17 protein-coding genes are annotated in these 15,314 nt (G+C 68.0%); 1 reads left to right on the top strand and 16 read right to left on the bottom strand.

Annotated elements, in window-relative coordinates:
• The 13 genes from BN1263_RS15575 to hisS form a co-directional block, all read right to left on the bottom strand.
• Nucleotides 1–420, bottom strand: a 420-nt coding sequence (locus BN1263_RS15575; RefSeq protein WP_186008978.1) for a glucokinase, incomplete at its 3' end; no start/stop codon positions are given.
• 89 nt (nucleotides 421–509) lie between these two features.
• The gene (locus BN1263_RS15570) at nucleotides 510–794 is read right to left on the bottom strand and encodes a hypothetical protein (RefSeq protein WP_058982394.1); all 285 of its coding nucleotides are present in this window, start codon (nucleotides 792–794) and stop codon (nucleotides 510–512) included.
• Between the two features lie 35 nt (nucleotides 795–829).
• A complete protein-coding gene (locus BN1263_RS15565) occupies nucleotides 830–2,419 on the bottom strand; it encodes a calcineurin-like phosphoesterase C-terminal domain-containing protein (protein WP_058982388.1) in 1,590 nt (529 codons plus the stop codon).
• Nucleotides 2,420–2,567: 148 nt separating this feature from the next.
• On the bottom strand, nucleotides 2,568–3,188 hold the full coding sequence (hisIE, locus tag BN1263_RS15560) for a bifunctional phosphoribosyl-AMP cyclohydrolase/phosphoribosyl-ATP diphosphatase HisIE (protein ID WP_012480037.1): 621 nt from the start codon (nucleotides 3,186–3,188) through the stop codon (nucleotides 2,568–2,570).
• Nucleotides 3,178–3,954, bottom strand: coding sequence for an imidazole glycerol phosphate synthase subunit HisF (hisF, locus tag BN1263_RS15555; protein ID WP_005409431.1), 777 nt, complete (start codon nucleotides 3,952–3,954; stop codon nucleotides 3,178–3,180). Before hisF ends, hisIE begins: the two co-directional genes overlap by 11 nt.
• A complete protein-coding gene (gene hisA, locus BN1263_RS15550; protein ID WP_058982386.1) occupies nucleotides 3,948–4,682 on the bottom strand; it encodes a 1-(5-phosphoribosyl)-5-[(5-phosphoribosylamino)methylideneamino]imidazole-4-carboxamide isomerase in 735 nt (244 codons plus the stop codon). The genes hisF and hisA overlap by 7 nt, the downstream gene beginning before the upstream one ends.
• Nucleotides 4,679–5,281, bottom strand: coding sequence for an imidazole glycerol phosphate synthase subunit HisH (gene hisH / locus BN1263_RS15545; RefSeq protein ID WP_058982384.1), 603 nt, complete (start codon nucleotides 5,279–5,281; stop codon nucleotides 4,679–4,681). Before hisH ends, hisA begins: the two co-directional genes overlap by 4 nt.
• On the bottom strand, nucleotides 5,278–6,351 hold the full coding sequence (hisB, locus tag BN1263_RS15540) for a bifunctional histidinol-phosphatase/imidazoleglycerol-phosphate dehydratase HisB (RefSeq protein WP_058982382.1): 1,074 nt from the start codon (nucleotides 6,349–6,351) through the stop codon (nucleotides 5,278–5,280). Before hisB ends, hisH begins: the two co-directional genes overlap by 4 nt.
• The gene (gene hisC, locus BN1263_RS15535; RefSeq protein ID WP_058982380.1) at nucleotides 6,348–7,442 is read right to left on the bottom strand and encodes a histidinol-phosphate transaminase; all 1,095 of its coding nucleotides are present in this window, start codon (nucleotides 7,440–7,442) and stop codon (nucleotides 6,348–6,350) included. Before hisC ends, hisB begins: the two co-directional genes overlap by 4 nt.
• Complete coding sequence (hisD, locus tag BN1263_RS15530; RefSeq protein ID WP_058982378.1) at nucleotides 7,439–8,734, bottom strand: histidinol dehydrogenase; 1,296 nt, start codon at nucleotides 8,732–8,734, stop codon at nucleotides 7,439–7,441. Before hisD ends, hisC begins: the two co-directional genes overlap by 4 nt.
• Nucleotides 8,731–9,642 carry an ATP phosphoribosyltransferase gene (gene hisG, locus BN1263_RS15525; protein WP_049438529.1) on the bottom strand — a complete coding sequence of 304 codons (912 nt, stop codon included), beginning with the start codon at nucleotides 9,640–9,642 and terminating at the stop codon, nucleotides 8,731–8,733. The genes hisD and hisG overlap by 4 nt, the downstream gene beginning before the upstream one ends.
• 34 nt (nucleotides 9,643–9,676) lie before the next feature.
• Entirely contained in the window at nucleotides 9,677–9,985 is a 309-nt protein-coding gene (locus BN1263_RS15520; RefSeq protein WP_005416326.1) for a YerC/YecD family TrpR-related protein, read from the bottom strand.
• 260 nt (nucleotides 9,986–10,245) lie between these two features.
• Complete coding sequence (gene hisS, locus BN1263_RS15510; protein WP_058982372.1) at nucleotides 10,246–11,640, bottom strand: histidine--tRNA ligase; 1,395 nt, start codon at nucleotides 11,638–11,640, stop codon at nucleotides 10,246–10,248.
• A gap of 126 nt (nucleotides 11,641–11,766) precedes the next feature.
• On the opposite strand from hisS, the gene BN1263_RS15505 reads away from it, so the two are divergent.
• On the top strand, nucleotides 11,767–12,519 hold the full coding sequence (locus BN1263_RS15505) for a Crp/Fnr family transcriptional regulator (RefSeq protein ID WP_058982370.1): 753 nt from the start codon (nucleotides 11,767–11,769) through the stop codon (nucleotides 12,517–12,519).
• Between the two features lie 131 nt (nucleotides 12,520–12,650).
• Here BN1263_RS15505 and thrC read toward each other — a convergent pair whose 3' ends face one another.
• From thrC to BN1263_RS15490, 3 genes are all read right to left on the bottom strand, one after another.
• Nucleotides 12,651–13,937, bottom strand: a complete 1,287-nt coding sequence (gene thrC / locus BN1263_RS15500) for a threonine synthase (RefSeq protein ID WP_058982368.1) — start codon at nucleotides 13,935–13,937, stop codon at nucleotides 12,651–12,653.
• A gap of 29 nt (nucleotides 13,938–13,966) precedes the next feature.
• A complete protein-coding gene (locus tag BN1263_RS15495) occupies nucleotides 13,967–14,881 on the bottom strand; it encodes a homoserine kinase (RefSeq protein ID WP_058982366.1) in 915 nt (304 codons plus the stop codon).
• Nucleotides 14,878–15,314 (bottom strand): homoserine dehydrogenase family protein (locus BN1263_RS15490; protein WP_527059172.1); only part of this gene is annotated, 437 nt, incomplete at its 5' end. The genes BN1263_RS15490 and BN1263_RS15495, both read right to left, overlap by 4 nt.

Here is a 15,314-nt window from a genome sequence, read left to right as displayed (position 1 = left end):
GTTCAGTGGCACCAGCGTATCCGGCTGCAGATAGGGGATGGCCAGCGCCACCGCTTCGAAATCATTGATCAACTGCAGCTCATGCAGCCCGGACTGCGCGCGGGTGGCCGACAGCGAGACCGTCCACGGCAGATTGGAATTGATCAGTACATCGCCATCGAGCAGGCCGGCGATGGCGACCACCGCGGTCTGCACCGGCTGGCCGAGGCCAGCGGTGAAATCGGCCAGGATCGCCGCCAGGCTGGGGTGCTCGGCGCAGGCATAGGTGCGGTGGCTGCCCAGCCGTGGTGCGTGGCCGGGTTGCGCTTCAGCCAGCGCCAAACGGGCGAAAGTGCCGCCGACATCGGCGACAACGAGACTGCGCGGAAGACCGCCGCGGGCGGAGTCGGTGGAAACCGTGGACGCTGCTGCGATGGTCACGCTGGCCTGGCCTGCTTGGATCGATTGAATCGCTTCGATTCTCAGGCATCGGGGCGGCTTTGCCTAGCACGCCGGCGGTTCAGGTTGGCCTACAAGCCTTCCTGTTCGGCCACCTGCACGCCATCCACCAGCACGCGCAGCCGCTGCGGGCGGAAGCCGGCGAACAGCAGCGGCCGGGTGCGCTCGACCAGCACTTCGTGGCCGGCGATGTGGCGCAGCCACGACTGTACCAGCGAGAACGAGAAGTGCGTGCCCGGATGCAGCGGGTGCTGCACCCAGACCTTCTCGGTAGCGCTCTGCAGCAGCATCGCGCCGGTGAACCAATGGCGGCTGAGGGTCACCGGCGTGGTGCCGGCCATGAAGCGGATATCCATGCGGGGACCTTTCGCTGGAGAGGCCTTGCGGCGTGTCAGGGCTGGGCCGTCTGCAGGCTGTAGCGGGTGGTGGCGGTGAACACCGCGCCATCGGGCTGGGTGGAGCGTACCTCGACCTTGTGGCTGCCCACGGCCAGGTCGGTCGGCAGCGCGCCACGCCACAGGTGCGGCGACGCGGTGGCCTCCGGCGAGCGGTCGTAGCCACGCAGGCTGTCAGCCAGATCGTCGGCCACGTTCTCCACCATCAGGCGCGGGTCGGGCTGGCTGACCTGCTTCATCGGCTGCCAAGCGCCGCCATCAACGCGGTACTCAACCACGCTGGCATCCTCACCCATGTAGACGTTGGCATAGATGCCCCACGCCGGGTAAGCCCCCTGGCGCAGCACTTTCGGCGCATGCAGGCCGATCTGCTCGCTGGCCGGCTTGCCGGCCACGCGGTACTGCAGGCGATAGCTGCCGTTGCCGGCCACGTCGAGCAATGCGTAGCCCTTCGGCGTGCCATCGCTCATGGTGCTGTCCGGCACACCTGCGGCATCCTTCACCCCCGACCAGAACGCACCGCAGTTGGCACCCACGTTGTATTCGTGCAGCGGTTTGTCGCCGTTCCAGCCGTCGGCCTTGCCGTGGTAGACGTGCTGCTGGGTGTGGCTGTGGCCACTGAGCACCAGCACGTTGCGGAAGTCCTTGAGCAGGTCGAACAGGCGCTGGCGGTCGGCATGGCGGAAGGTCTCGCGCCCTGGCGCCGCGTCGAACAGCGGGATGTGCATGCCCAGCACCAGCAGGCGGTCCTTGTGCAGGCCCTTGAGGTAGCTGGCAAGGAAGGCGAACTGGTCTTCGCGCAGGCCGCCGATGTACTTCGGCCTGGCCTTGGGGTCGTACACCACGTCGTCCAGGAACACGAAACTGGCGCCGCCCTCTTCCACCGCGTAGGTGTCCGGGCCGTAGATGTTGCGCCAGCTGTCCAGCGAGTGTTCGTCGCTGGCCGCATCGAAATCGAGGTCGTGGTTGCCCGGCACATGGAACCACGGCACGCCAAGTCCGGTGGTGACCTTGTTGATCGCCGGGTAGAGAGTCAAGTCATCGTTGACGATGTCACCCAGGGTGGTGCCCATGCGCGCCTTGGTCTGGCCGACCAGCGGCGCCACGATCGACTGCTGGTAGTAGCCGATGTCCTTCAGGCTCGCGGTCTGGGAGTCGGTGAACACCAGCATCTGGAAGCCGCGCCGACTGTCATGGCGATCCGACTGCAGGGCGAAATCCCAGTTGCGGGTGACGTCGCTGGTCGCGGCGATGCCGCCGTACTTCAACGCCGGCGAACCGTTCGGGCGATAGTGCCGCCAGAACGAAGGCAGGCCGTCGGCCGCTTTCGGGAAGGAATACGCATCAGGCTTGATCACGAATACGGTCTGGCCGTCGCGCACCGGCAGGCTGTAGCTGCCGTCAGCGGCAGTCTTGACGATGGTCTCGCCGTTGGAAACCTGCACCCCGGCCAGGCCCGGATCGGTCGCACCGCGGCCAGGCTTGCCGTCACGCTCCAGATACACCTTGCCGCTGACCACGGTGTCCGCAGCCCAGGCCGGCGAGGTCAGCAACAGGCAGCACAGCCAGGCGGCAGGCAGTTTCATGGGAGGCATCCGGCAGAAAGAGACGCGGTATTGTAGAGCCGAGCCACGCTCGGCTGCATTGCCGGCGGGTCGTGCCGGCCGCTGGCCGGCAAGCCCTAGATGCCCGAAGATGATGAGGTTGCCGGCCAGCGGCCGGCACTACCGCACTTCAACGATGGCGTTTTTCCAGTACCGCGCGCGCATCATCCAGCGACAGGCCGCGCGCGCGCAGCAGCACCAGCAGGTGGTACAGCAGGTCCGACGCCTCGCCCAGCAATGCCTCGTCATCCTGCGCCACGGCGGCCAATGCGGTCTCCACGCCCTCCTCGCCCACCTTCTGCGCGATACGGCGGATGCCGCCCTCGAACAGGCTGGTGGTGTAGCTGCCCGGCGGGCGTTGCGCCTCACGCATCGCCACCAGCTGGCCCAGCCCGCCCAGGAAATCCTTCGGCGCCTGGTCAAAGCAGCTCTCTGCACCGGTGTGGCAGGTTGGCCCCGCCGGCCGTGCCATCACCAGCAAAGTATCGGCATCGCAGTCGACGCTGATCGACTGCACCACCAGCACGTTGCCGGACTGCTCGCCCTTGGTCCACAACCGCTGCTTGCTGCGGCTGAAGAAGGTCATGTGGCCGATGGCCAGCGTGGCCGCCAGCGATTCGGCACTCACATAGCCCAGCATCAGCACCTGCAGGGTGTCGGCATCCTGAACCACGGCCGGCAGCAGGCCGTCGCCCTTGCTCCAGTCCAGCGCCTGCAATGCGTCCAACGACGGCCTGACTTCAATAGACATCCCGCACCTCGATCTGCTGTCCGCGCAGGTAGCGCTTCAATTCTGGAATGGCGATGGCGCCGCTGTGGAACACGCTCGCCGCCAGTGCACCATCGACGTCGGCCTGGTCGAAGGCTTCTGCGAAGTGCTCCATCGCTCCGGCACCACCGGAGGCAATCAGCGGCACCTGACACAGCGCCCGCGCCTGCTGCAGCTGCACGACATCGTAGCCGCGGCGCACGCCATCGCTGTCCATGCAGTTCAACACGATCTCGCCGGCTCCACGCCGTTGCGCTTCGACGATCCAGTCGAGCGTGCGCAGCGGCACCGCCTGGGTCTTGTCCGGATCGCCGCTGAAACGACGCACCCGCCATTGCCCGTCGGCCTCGCGCACCGAATCGACCCCCACCACAACGCACTGCACGCCGAATTCGTCCGCCAGCTCGGTGATCAGCTCCGGCCGGCCCAGCGCCGGCGAATTGATCGACACCTTGTCGGCACCGGCGAACAATACGCGGCGCGCGGTTTCCACGCTGTCGATGCCACCGGCCACGCAGAACGGAATGTCGATCAGGCGTGCGATGCGCTCGATCCAGGCCACGTCCACTGACCGCGCCTCGGGGCTGGCGCCGATGTCATAGAACACCAGCTCGTCGGCGCCCTGGTCACGGTAGCGCTGCGCCAGCTCGGCGATATCGCCCATGTCGACGTGGTCGCGGAAACGCACGCCCTTAACCACGCGGCCATCGCGCACGTCCAGGCACGGAATGATGCGCCGGCTCAACATGCCAGTGCCTCCGACAGGTCCATGCGCTGCTCCAGCAGCGCCTTGCCAAGGATCGCGCCACCGCAGCCTGCACGTCGCGCTTCGGCAACGTCGGCCACGTCACGGATGCCGCCGGACGCCTGCACCGCCACGCCCGGCAGCAGCGCCGACAGGTGCTGGTAGAGGCTGATGTTGGGCCCGGCCAGCATGCCGTCGCGGGCGATGTCGGTGCACAGCAGGTGGCGCATGCCGGCGCGTGCGTAGCGCTGAGCCAGAACGTCCAGGGTCACCCCGGCGTTCTCGGTCCAGCCGTGCACCGGCAGCTGCCACTGGCCCTGTGCATCCTGGCGGGCGTCAAGCGCAATGGTGATGCGTTCGGCGCCGAATTCCTCCAGCCAGCCGACCACTTCATCGGGGCGGCGCACCGCCAGCGAACCGACCACCACGCGGCAGGCGCCAGCATTAAGGATGCGCGCCACGTCGTCCCGACCGCGCACGCCACCGCCGGTCTGCACCTGCAGCGGCGTCTGCGCACGGATCGACGCGAGCAGCGGCGCAAGGGTGTAGCCACCGGCACGCGCAGCGTCCAGGTCGACCAGATGCATCCACTGCGCGCCCTGCGCAGCAAAGGCCTGCGCGCGCGGCAGGGCGTCGTCGCCATACGAGGTTTCCTGCGCGTAGTCGCCCTGGCGCAGCCGCACCACGCGGCCATCACGGATATCCAGCGCGGGGTAAATGATGAAACTCATGCAGCCGTGCCCTCGAGGAAGTTGCGCAGCATCAGCGAGCCGGTCTCGCCGGAGCGCTCGGGGTGGAACTGTGCGCCGTAGTAACGCCCCTGCTCCACCACGGCAGTGAACAGGCCACCGTGGTCGCAGGCAGCGACGGTGTGGGTATTGAGGGGTGCCGCATAGCTGTGCACGAAGTAGGCGCTGGCGCGCTCCGGCACACCGCGCAGCAGCAGCGATTCGCGCAGCGGCAGCAGGCGGTTCCAGCCCATGTGCGGCACGCGGATGCCACAGGCCGGCACCAGCTTGCGTACCACGCCCGGAATCAGTCCCAGTGTCTCTACGCCCGCTTCCTCGGAGCGTTCGAACAGCAGCTGCATGCCAAGGCAGATGCCCATCAACGGCACCTCCAGTCGCTGCAGCGGTTCCACCAGGCCCTGAGCGTGCAGGCGCTGCATGCCGGGACCGGCGGCGCCGACGCCGGGCAGGATCACCCGCCGCGCACCAACCAGGCCGTCCGCATCGCGCACCAGCCGCACCGTCGCGCCCAGGCGCTCCAGTGCGTAGCGCACCGAGCCCAGGTTGGCGCCACCGGCATCGATCAGCGCAACATCGCTCACAACGCCCCCTTGGTACTCGGCAGTGCCGTGCCCTGCCGGGCCAGCGCCGGACGCAGCGCGCGCGCCAGCGCCTTGAAGCAGGCCTCGACCTTGTGGTGATCATTGTCGCCGCGCACCTGCAGGTTGAGGTTCAAACCGCTGGCATCGCACAGCGAACGGAAGAAGTGCGGCACCAGCTCGGTCGGCATATCGCCCACGCGCTCGCGCTTGAACTCACCTTCGAACACGAAGTACGGGCGGCCGCTAAAATCCAGTGCGGCGCTGGCCAGCGTCTCGTCCATCGGCAGGGTGAAACCGTAGCGGCCGATGCCGCGCTTGTCGCCTAGTGCTTCGCGCAGGGCCTGGCCCAGGGCCAGCCCGGTGTCCTCGATGGTGTGGTGCTCGTCGATGTGCAGGTCACCCTCGGCCTGTATGTCCAGCGCGAAGCCACCGTGCTTGCCGATCTGCTCCAGCATGTGGTCGAAGAACGGCAGACCGGTGGAGATGCGCGCATCGCCCGCACGATCCAGATCGAGTTCTACGCGAATCTTCGTTTCTTTCGTATTGCGCTGGACCACGGCGGTACGCGGCGCGTCGGCCAGCGCGTGGGCGATGCCCGGCCAGTCCCACTGACCACCGAACTGCGCGGTCCGCAGCTGGAAGCCACGGATGTTGAGGTTCTCGGCGAACTGCAGGTCGGTGATGCGGTCGCCAACCATGCCCGAGCGCGCCCAGTCGATGCTCCGGTCCTGCAGGTAGGCGGTCATCAGGCCGATGCCCGGCTTGCGGGTCGGCGCATTGTCCTGCGGCCAGCTGCAGTCGATCAGCACATCACGGAAGGTGATGCCCTGGCTCTCGAAGATCTGCAGCATCAGGTCGTTGGGGCCATCGAAGCTGGCGCGCGGGTAGCTGTCGCTGCCCAGGCCGTCCTGGTTGGTGACAATCACGAACTGGTAGCCGGCATCACGCAGCTTCAGCAGCGCCGGGATCACCTGCGGCACGAAGCGCAGCTTCTCGTAGGCGTCGATCTGGAAGTCGGACGGCTCCTCGATGAGGGTGCCGTCGCGGTCGATGAACAGGATCGGGGTCATGCTGCGGCCCTCCGCGCCGACAGGGCCGCAAGCACGCGGTCATTCTCTGCGGGACTGCCGATGCTGATGCGCAATGCATCGTCCAGCTGCGGCGCGGCGCGCTGGTCGCGCACCACCACGCCCGCAGCCAGCAGCGTATCGAACGCGGCCTGGGCATCGGTGAAGCGGACCAGCAGGTAGTTGCCTGCGGAGGTGTACACCCGACGCACGCCGGGCAGGCCCGGCAGCGCCACGCGCAGACGTTCGCGCTCGGCAATCACCGTGGCTACGCGCTCGGCGGTGCGGGCCAGCGCGGCGGGTTGCAGCGCCTGTACCGCCAGTTCCGCGCACGGCGTCGGCACCGGGTACGGCGCCTGGCAGCGGCGCAGCACGGCAATCAGCTCCGGGGCGGCGATGAGGGTGCCGACGCGGGCAGCAGCCAGCGCGTGCGCCTTGGACAAGGTGCGCAGTACTGCAAGATTGGCATGTGCGGCCAGAAGCGTGTTGGCCGATGCGCGCCCTGCGTACTCGACATAGGCCTCGTCCACCACCACCAGCGCCTGCCCGCGCAGCGCAACTGCCACCCGTTCGACATCGTCCAGGGCGATATCACTGCCGGCCGGGTTCGACGGGGCGCACAGGAACACCAGCTTGGCATTGCGTGCCCTGGCGGTGTCGATCACCGCATCCAGGTCGGCGCGCAGGCCATCCTCGCTGTCCACCAGCGGCACTTCAATCAATGCGGCACCCTGCAGGCGTGCGCAGACAGCGTACATACCGAACACCGGCGGCGTGACCAGCACGCCATCGCGGCCCGGCACGCACAGCGCGCGCACCAGCAGATCAATGGCTTCGTCGCTGCCGCGACCGATCAGCAGCTGCTGTGGCGTCACGCCGTACAGCGCCGCCAGACCCTCACGCAATGCCAACGGCTGCGGTTCGGGATAGCGACGGCTGCTGCCGGCGGCGTCTGCCGGATTGGCCCATGCCGACTCGTTGGCGTTCAACCAGACCTCGCCCTGCACCGCCGCGCTGCGCGCCGAACTGTAGCCAGCGAAGGCCTGCAGATCGGGGCGCACCAGGGCCAGCACGTCATCGATCGCCGTGCTCATGCTGCCACCTCCATGCGCACTGCGACCGCACGCTCATGCGCATCCAGGCCTTCGGCACTGGCGATGATGCGCGCGCAGCCGCCGATTGCCGCCAATCCCGCAGCGCTGGCGCTCTGCACGCTGATCAGGTTCTGGAAGCTGGCAACGCTGACGCCGCTGTAGGCACGTGCGGCACCGGCGGTGGGCAGCACGTGGTTGGTGCCGCTGCAGTAGTCACCCAGTGCTTCGGGGGTGTAGTCGCCGAGGAACACCGAGCCGGCCGCCCGCACCTTGTCCAGCCACGCACGCGGATCACGCAGCGCCAGGATCAGGTGCTCGGGCGCGTAGCGGTTGCTGATCGCGAAGGCTTCCTCCAGCGAATCGACCTGGATCAGGCGCGAGGCCGACAAGGCCTGGCGCGCGATCTGCTGGCGCGGCAACAAGGCCACCTGGCGCTCCACCTCGACTTCGACCGCGGCCAGCATCGCGGCATCGTCGGTCAGCAGCAGCACCTGTGAATCCGGGCCGTGCTCGGCCTGCGACAGCAGGTCGGCGGCGACGAACGCCGGATTGGCACCAGCATCGGCAATCACCAGCACTTCGGAGGGACCGGCCGGCATATCGATGGCGGCGGCGCCATCCTGCGCGACCTGCTGCTTGGCTTCGGTTACGAAGCTGTTGCCGGGCCCGAACAGCTTGTCGCAGGCCGGAACGCTGGCGGTGCCATAGGCCATCGCGGCGATCGCCTGCGCGCCGCCCAGCTTGAACACGCGCTGCACGCCGGTCAGGCGGGCGGCTACCAGCACTGCCGGATCGGCACTGCCGTCGGCGCGTGGCGGCGTGCACAGCACCACCTGCGGGCAACCAGCTAGTTGCGCCGGCACGCCCAGCATCAACGCGGTGGACGGCAACGGCGCACTGCCTGCCGGTACGTACAGGCCGACCCGGCCGATCGGCCGCAGCATGCGTTCGCAGACCACGCCCGGTGCGGTCTCCACGGCATAGCCCTTGCCCATGCCAGCCTCATGGAAGCGCGTGATGCGCTCGGCAGCTTCGACCATCGCCTGGCGCAGTTCGGCCGGCACCGCCGCTTCGGCGGCCGCGAACTCGTTTTCGGACACTTCAAAGGAGACCAGTTCGACACCATCGAAACGCGCGGTGATCGCACGCAGCGCGTCGTCGCCCTGCGCGCGCACCTGTGCAATCAGCGTCGCCACCGCGTCGCGGGTCTGCTGCGCCACGGTCTGCACCGGGCGGGTCAATGCCGCGCTGCGCGCGGCCTCATCAAGTCGGGACCAGGTCAGACGGTTCATGCCAGCGACCGCTCCACGCTCAGTACCATCAGGCCCTGCGCGCCCGCGCGCTCGAGTTCCTCCATGCGCTGCCAGCTCAGCGGGCCGGGGCACATGGTCTGCAGGCGCAGCGCACCGCCATCGGCCGGCAACCGCACCAGCGGCTCGGCATCGGCCAGCAACTGCGCCAGCGCGTCGACGCGATCCTCGCTGGCGCGGAACATCAGCAGCTTGCGGTCCTGGCGCTGCACCACGCCGTCAAGGCGACGAAGCAGCATCGCGCGCAGCGATGCACGTGCATCATCCGGCACGCGCACCGCACCAGCCAGCACCGCCTCGCTGTCGAGGAGATTGTGTACCGGGGTCAACTGGTTGGCACGCAGCGTGGCGCCGCTGGACACCAGATCGCAGATCAGGTCGGCGGTACCCAGGCGCGGGGCGATTTCCACCGACCCGGACAGCTCGACCACCTGCGCGTCCACGCCCTGCTCGGCCAGCCACTGCGTGAGGATGGCCGGGTAGCTGGTGGCGATGCGGGTGCCGGCCAGCTGCGCCGGGCCCTGCCACTGCCATTCCTCGGGCACCGCCAGCATCAGCCGGCACTGGCCGAAGCCCAGCCCGCGCAGCGCCTGGTAGGCGTCGGGCAGGCCGATCTGGCGACGTGCTGCGGCTTGCTCGTCCAGCTCGTTGCGGCCGACGATGCCGAGGTCGCAGACGCCGTCGGCGATCAGGCCGGGGATGTCGTCGTCGCGCACCAGCAGCAGGTCCACCGGCAGCGATTCGCCGTAGCAGAACAACTTGTCACGGCTCTCGCGCCAGCTCAGGCCACAGGCGCTGAGCAGGTTGCGGGCGGGCTCGGCCAGCCGGCCACTCTTCTGGATGGCGATACGCAGCCGGTCTCGCGCCGGCGCTGCCTGGGTTGCACTCATGGGGGAGGTCTCGAAGTTCGGAACGGGGCGCGGATCAGCGCGAAGCAAGGCGGTCGATGGCGGCGGCATAGCCTCGATGGCCATGCTCGAGCGTGCGCGCCACCCGTCCGGTGGTGGTCACGCTGACGCCGGTGCGCTCGTGGATCTCGCGGTACGGCACGCCCTGCTGCAGCAGCGGCACCACCTTCCAGCGGTCGGCCATGGCTTCCAGCTCGGCCGGAGTGCACAGGTCGCGCAGGAAGGCTTCCACCTGCTCCGGCTCGCGCAGGGCGGCAAAGGCCCGGGCCAGGGCTTCCAGGTCGGCCTTGGGGTCTTTGGCGGCAATCTCGGGGCGGGCTTTCACGGGGCTGTTTCCATGCATCAATGTAATAGCGCGTTAGTACATTAGCGCATTCTTGCGCAGCGCGTCAAATCTGGGGGAGGCTGGGCGGCGCTGCCCCTGCGCCAGCTGCATGCGAAGCAAGGTCAAATGCCAGGTTGCTGAGGGTTGGCGGGGGCGGATCCGTTTCTGGAGGAAAACTGCCCTGATCCCAGGCAATGGCAAAAAAAACGCCCACCGGTGGGTGGGCGTTTCGTTGAAACGCTGCATGCTGCCAATGGCCGTTACATCACCTTCGACTGCTCCAGCTCCACCTGCAAAGTGCTGGCCAGCTCGTCGCGGGAGACGTCGAACTGCTGCTCGCGCACCAGGTCCTTCACCGCCACCACCCCGCGCGCCAGCTCGTCCTCACCGGCCAACACCACGAAGCGGATGCCCGCCTTGGCGGCGTACTGGAACTGCTTGCCGATCTTCTTCGGCTCCATCTGCACTTCGGTGTTGATGCCACCGGCGCGCAGGCGACGCGCGATGTCCAGCGACTGCGGCATGCCCTGCTCGTCCATCAGCGCCACCAGCGCCTGCACGCTGCTGGCCTCGATGCCATCGATCAGGCCAGCCTCGCGCAGCTGCCAGAACAGGCGCGACAAGCCGATGGAAATGCCCACGCCCGGCAGCTTCGACTTGCTGTAGTGGCTGGCCAGGTCCTCGTAGCGGCCGCCCGAGCAGATCGAGCCGATCTGCGGGTGGTCGGTCAGCGTGGTCTCGTAGACGGTGCCGGTGTAGTAGTCCAGGCCGCGCGCAATGGAGAAGTTCAGGCAGTATGCGGTTTCCGGCACGCCCAGCGCCTGCACCAGCTGCAGCACCTCGCGCAGTTCAGCCACGCCAGTGCGCAGGATCTCCGAAGAACCGGCGTTGGCTTCAAGCGTGGCCAGCTGCGCCAGTGCATCGGCATGCCCCTGCGAACGCACGGCCACGAATGCCAGGATCTTCTCGACCTGCTCGCCCGGGATGTTGAAGCCCTCGCCCACCAGCGTCTCGCGCACGTAATCGGCGCCGCGCTTGTCAAGCTTGTCCACTTCACGCAGCACCGCCAGCTGGCGCTCGCCTTCGGCCACGCCCAGGCTTTCGAAGAAGCCGCGCATCAGCTTGCGGTTGTTCAGCTGGATGTTGAAGTCACCGATGCGCAGTTCCGAGAACACGGCGTGGATGACCGCCAGCACTTCGGCATCGTAGCGAACGCTCAGGCTGTCCTTGCCGATCACGTCGATGTCGCACTGGTAGAACTCGCGGAAGCGGCCGCGCTGGGCGCGTTCGCCACGGTACACGCGCTGCATCTGGTAGCGGCGGAACGGGAAGGTCAGCTCGTGTTCGTGCTCGGCCACGTAGCGCGCCAGCGGCACGGTCAGGTCGAAGCGCAGCGCCATTTCCGGCAGCGAACGGTCGCCCGATTCGGCCGCATTGGCCAGCGCACCGGTGGACTGCACGAAGTACACCTGGCGCTCGGTCTCGCCGCCGGACTTGGTCAGCAGCACGTCGGACAGTTCGAACACCGGCGTCTCCACCGGCAGGAACCCGAAGCGCTCGTAGTTGCGGCGGATCACGTCCAGCATGCGCTGGAATGCAATCTGCTCGCGCGGCAGCAGTTCAAGGGTGCCGGGCGGGGTACGGGGCTTGATCACGGGCGGAACTCCTGCTGGAACGGGACGTGGGAGGGGGCGACATTCTAGCGCCCCCGCCTCGGGCAGGGTCGAACGGCCGCTTGAAGTATCATAAGGCCCTCCCCGCCCGCGATACGCCCCCGCAACATGTCACGGCCTTCCGGCGCTCCGCCCGCCACCAACGATCCCGCCTCGCCGTCCTGCAACACGCTGGACTGCCTGCACTGCTCGGTTCGCCACCTTGCGGTGTGCTCGGCGCTGTCGCCCGATGAAGTGCAGGCACTGGAACAGGTCACCGTTTCCCAGCAGGTCAGCATGGGCAGTACCCTGGCCCGCACCGGCGAAGAGCGCGACCATGTCTATACATTGACCGCTGGCGCACTGCGACTGGTACGCACCCTGGCCGACGGCCGCCGCCAGATCAATGGCTTCGTGCTTCCTGGCGACTACCTGGGCCTGAGCGGCAGTGACCACCACCGCTACGATATCGAGGCCATCGCAGACAGCCGCGTATGCCGTGTCGCGCTGCCGCAGATGAAGGCGCTTCGCAGCCGCTTCCCGCACCTGGAGCGCAAGCTGCTGCAGCGTGCCTGCCAGGAACTGGATGCCGCGCAGGACGCTGCACTGGCGCTGGCACGCCTGCAGCCGGCAGAGAAGCTGGCTGATTTCCTGCTGCGCCTGGCCGCGCGCGAGGCCAGGCTCGGTGGTGACGGCCTGCGCGTATCGCTGCCGATGGGGCGAGGCGACATCGCCGACCATCTGGGCCTGACCATGGAAACGGTCAGCCGCACCTTCACCAAGCTGCGCCAGCAGGGATTGATTGCCCTGCCCCATTTGAACGTGGTGGAGATCCTCGATGAGGATGGACTGCGCACGCTGGCCGGTGAAGGGTTGATCTGACCGCATCGCGGTTGGTGGGGTTGCCGGCCAGCGGCCGGCACTACCGGACTGCATCCATCCGGTTGCGCCCAACCCGCGTTGCAGCCTCCCGGTAGTGCCGGCCGCTGGCCGGCAACCCCAGATGCCTTCGATCAGCGTAGCAACACCTCGCGCAACGCCGCATACTCCGCAGCCAACGGTTCCGCGTGCGCGGGCCGCTGCAGCAATGCATCGAGCGCCGGCGGCACCGCCACGGGTTCGCCGATCAACGGTTCGACCACCGCCTCGAACTTGGCCGGATGCGCCGTGGCCACCACCGCCCAGTCGCCCTTGGCGCCGCGCGCACGCAGGTCCTGCAGCACCTTCACCGCTGTGGCCGTATGCGGGCAGAACAGTTCGCCGTTGCTGGCGTGCGCCGCCGCAATCGTCGCGCGGATGGTCACGTCGTCCACCGCGAACGCGCGGAACGCAGCGCGCAGCTCGGCGTCATCTCCGAGGTAAAGCCAGCGCAGGCGTTCAAAGTTACTGGGCGCCCCTACGTCCATTGCATTGGCCACGGTGGCCACGCTGGCCTGCGGCTGGTAGTCGCCACCATTGAAATACGCCGGCAGTACCGCATTGGCATTGGTGGCCAGCGCGATCTGCCCGATCGGCACGCCCAGCGCGCGCGCCAGCACGGCCGCCATCGCATTGCCAAGGTTGCCGGTCGGCACCACCAGGTTGAGCCGGCGACGATGCGTCGCGTAATGGGACAACACCGCATGCGCGTAATAACTCATCTGCGGCAGCAGGCGGCCGAGGCTGATGCTGTTGGCCGAACTCAGCGGCACCTGCGCCTGCAGTTCGCGGTCAGCCAGTGCCTGCTTGACCATCGCCTGGCAATCGTCGAAGGCGCCGGCCACGCGCAGCGCCTGGATGTTGTCGCCGAAACAACCGAGCTGATGCGCCTGCCGCGGTGACACGCGGCCATCCGGATACAGCACCACCACGCGCACGCCGGGCTGGCGATGGAAGGCCGCAGCAACGGCGGCGCCGGTATCGCCAGACGTGGCGACAACAATCGTCAGATCGCGGTCCTTGCCGGCCTGCAGCCGCGACAGTGTTCCGGCCAGGAAGCGCGCACCGATATCCTTGAACGCCGCCGTCGGCCCATGGAACAGCTCCAGCACATGGTCACCGCCGCCCAGTGGACGCAGCGGCACCTGAAAGTCGAACGCCTCGCGGCAGATCGATGGCAATGCAGACTCCAGCGTGTCGCCGGAAAAGAACGGCGCCAGCAGATCGGCGGCGGTATCGGCCAGCGTTGCGCCGGCCCGCAGCTCACGTGGCGCCGGCAGCACCTGCGGAACATACAGCCCTCCATCGGGCGCCAATCCTGCAGCGATCGCCGCACTGAGGCCAACGGCCGGGGACTGACCCCGGGTCGAAACAAATTGCATGGGTTCGGTATCCAGTAAAGGGGAAGGATTCAGCACAAGCGGGCTCCCGGTGCATCCAGCGGCGACACCCAGGCATCGCTGTCGAAACCGGCGGCGGCAAATGCGGCCTGCACCGGTGCGGCAGCGGCGCGGGCCTGGTCGGCGTCCTCGAACCAGGCGAACACGCTGGGGCCGGCACCGGAGATGCCTGCGCCCATTGCACGGGCTGACAACGCCGCATCGCGAGCCGCCTCGAAGCCGCCAATCAGTCCCGCCCGTCGCGGCTCCACCAACACATCGCGCAATCCAGCCCGCACCAGCGCCGCATCACCACGATGGCAACCACTGAGTACCAGCGCGAGGTTCGCACTCTGTGCCACGAATTCACCCAGCGCGTAGCTGCCCTGCAGCACCTGGCGCGCACGGCGTGTTTCCAGCACCGCGTGCGGATGCACCAGCAGGCTGTGCCAGGCCGCCAGCACAGGAATTGGCAGCAGGCGGTCGGCCGTACACAGCGCAAGACCACCCAGCAGCAGCGGCCCCACGTTGTCGCCGTGGCGGCCACCGCTGGCCACCGCTTCGCCATCGAGCGCAAACGGATACAGCGCCTCACGCGACAGCGGTACATCCAGCAGCGCGTTGGCGGCAACCAGCGCAGCAACGCATGACGCTGCCGAACCGCCCATGCCGGAACCGAACGGAATGCCCTTGTCGATCTCCACCGCGAAGCCGAAGTCCAGGCCCAGCCCTGCGCGCAGCGACATCAACGCCGCACCTGCCGTGTTTCCGGCCGCCTCCAGCGGCAGTTCGACCGCACTGCCATGGATCGCCTCGATGCGCACCACCGGCTCATCGATGCGGCGCACGCTCACGGTATCGCCAACACCGGCAATGGCATGGCCGAGAATGTCGAAGCCCACCGCCACGTTGGCCACCGAGGCCGGCGCGAACGCACGTGCGATCACAGGCGCGCTCCTTCACCGGCCGCGACCCGCAGCAGGTCGGCGAACACACCGGCGGCGGTGACTTCCGGGCCGGCCCCCGGACCCTGCACCACCAACGGGTTGTCGCAGTAGCGACGGGTACGGAACTGCACCACGTTGTCGGTCAACCGAAGGTTGGCGAAGGCGTGGTCGGCGGGCAGTTCCTGCAGGCCCACCGAAGCACCGTCAGCGCCCAGCTGTGCCACGTAGCGCAGCACCGCGCCACGCGCACGCGCGTGCTGCAGGCGCTGCAGCAGGCTGGCATCGGACTCGCCCAGCCGCGCCATGAAGTCATCCACGCTGCCCTCGCGCAGCGGCGCCGGCACCAGGCTTTCCACCTGCACCTGTTCCAGGCTGAGTGCGTGGCCCGCTTCGCGGGCGAGGATCACCAGCTTGCGCGCCACGTCCACGCCCG

Source organism: Stenotrophomonas thermophila (assembly GCF_001499715.1).
In the GTDB taxonomy this organism is placed as follows: domain Bacteria; phylum Pseudomonadota; class Gammaproteobacteria; order Xanthomonadales; family Xanthomonadaceae; genus Stenotrophomonas; species Stenotrophomonas hibiscicola.
Note: the sequence above shows the minus strand (reverse complement) of the source record. Positions and strands in the feature narration are given on the sequence as shown.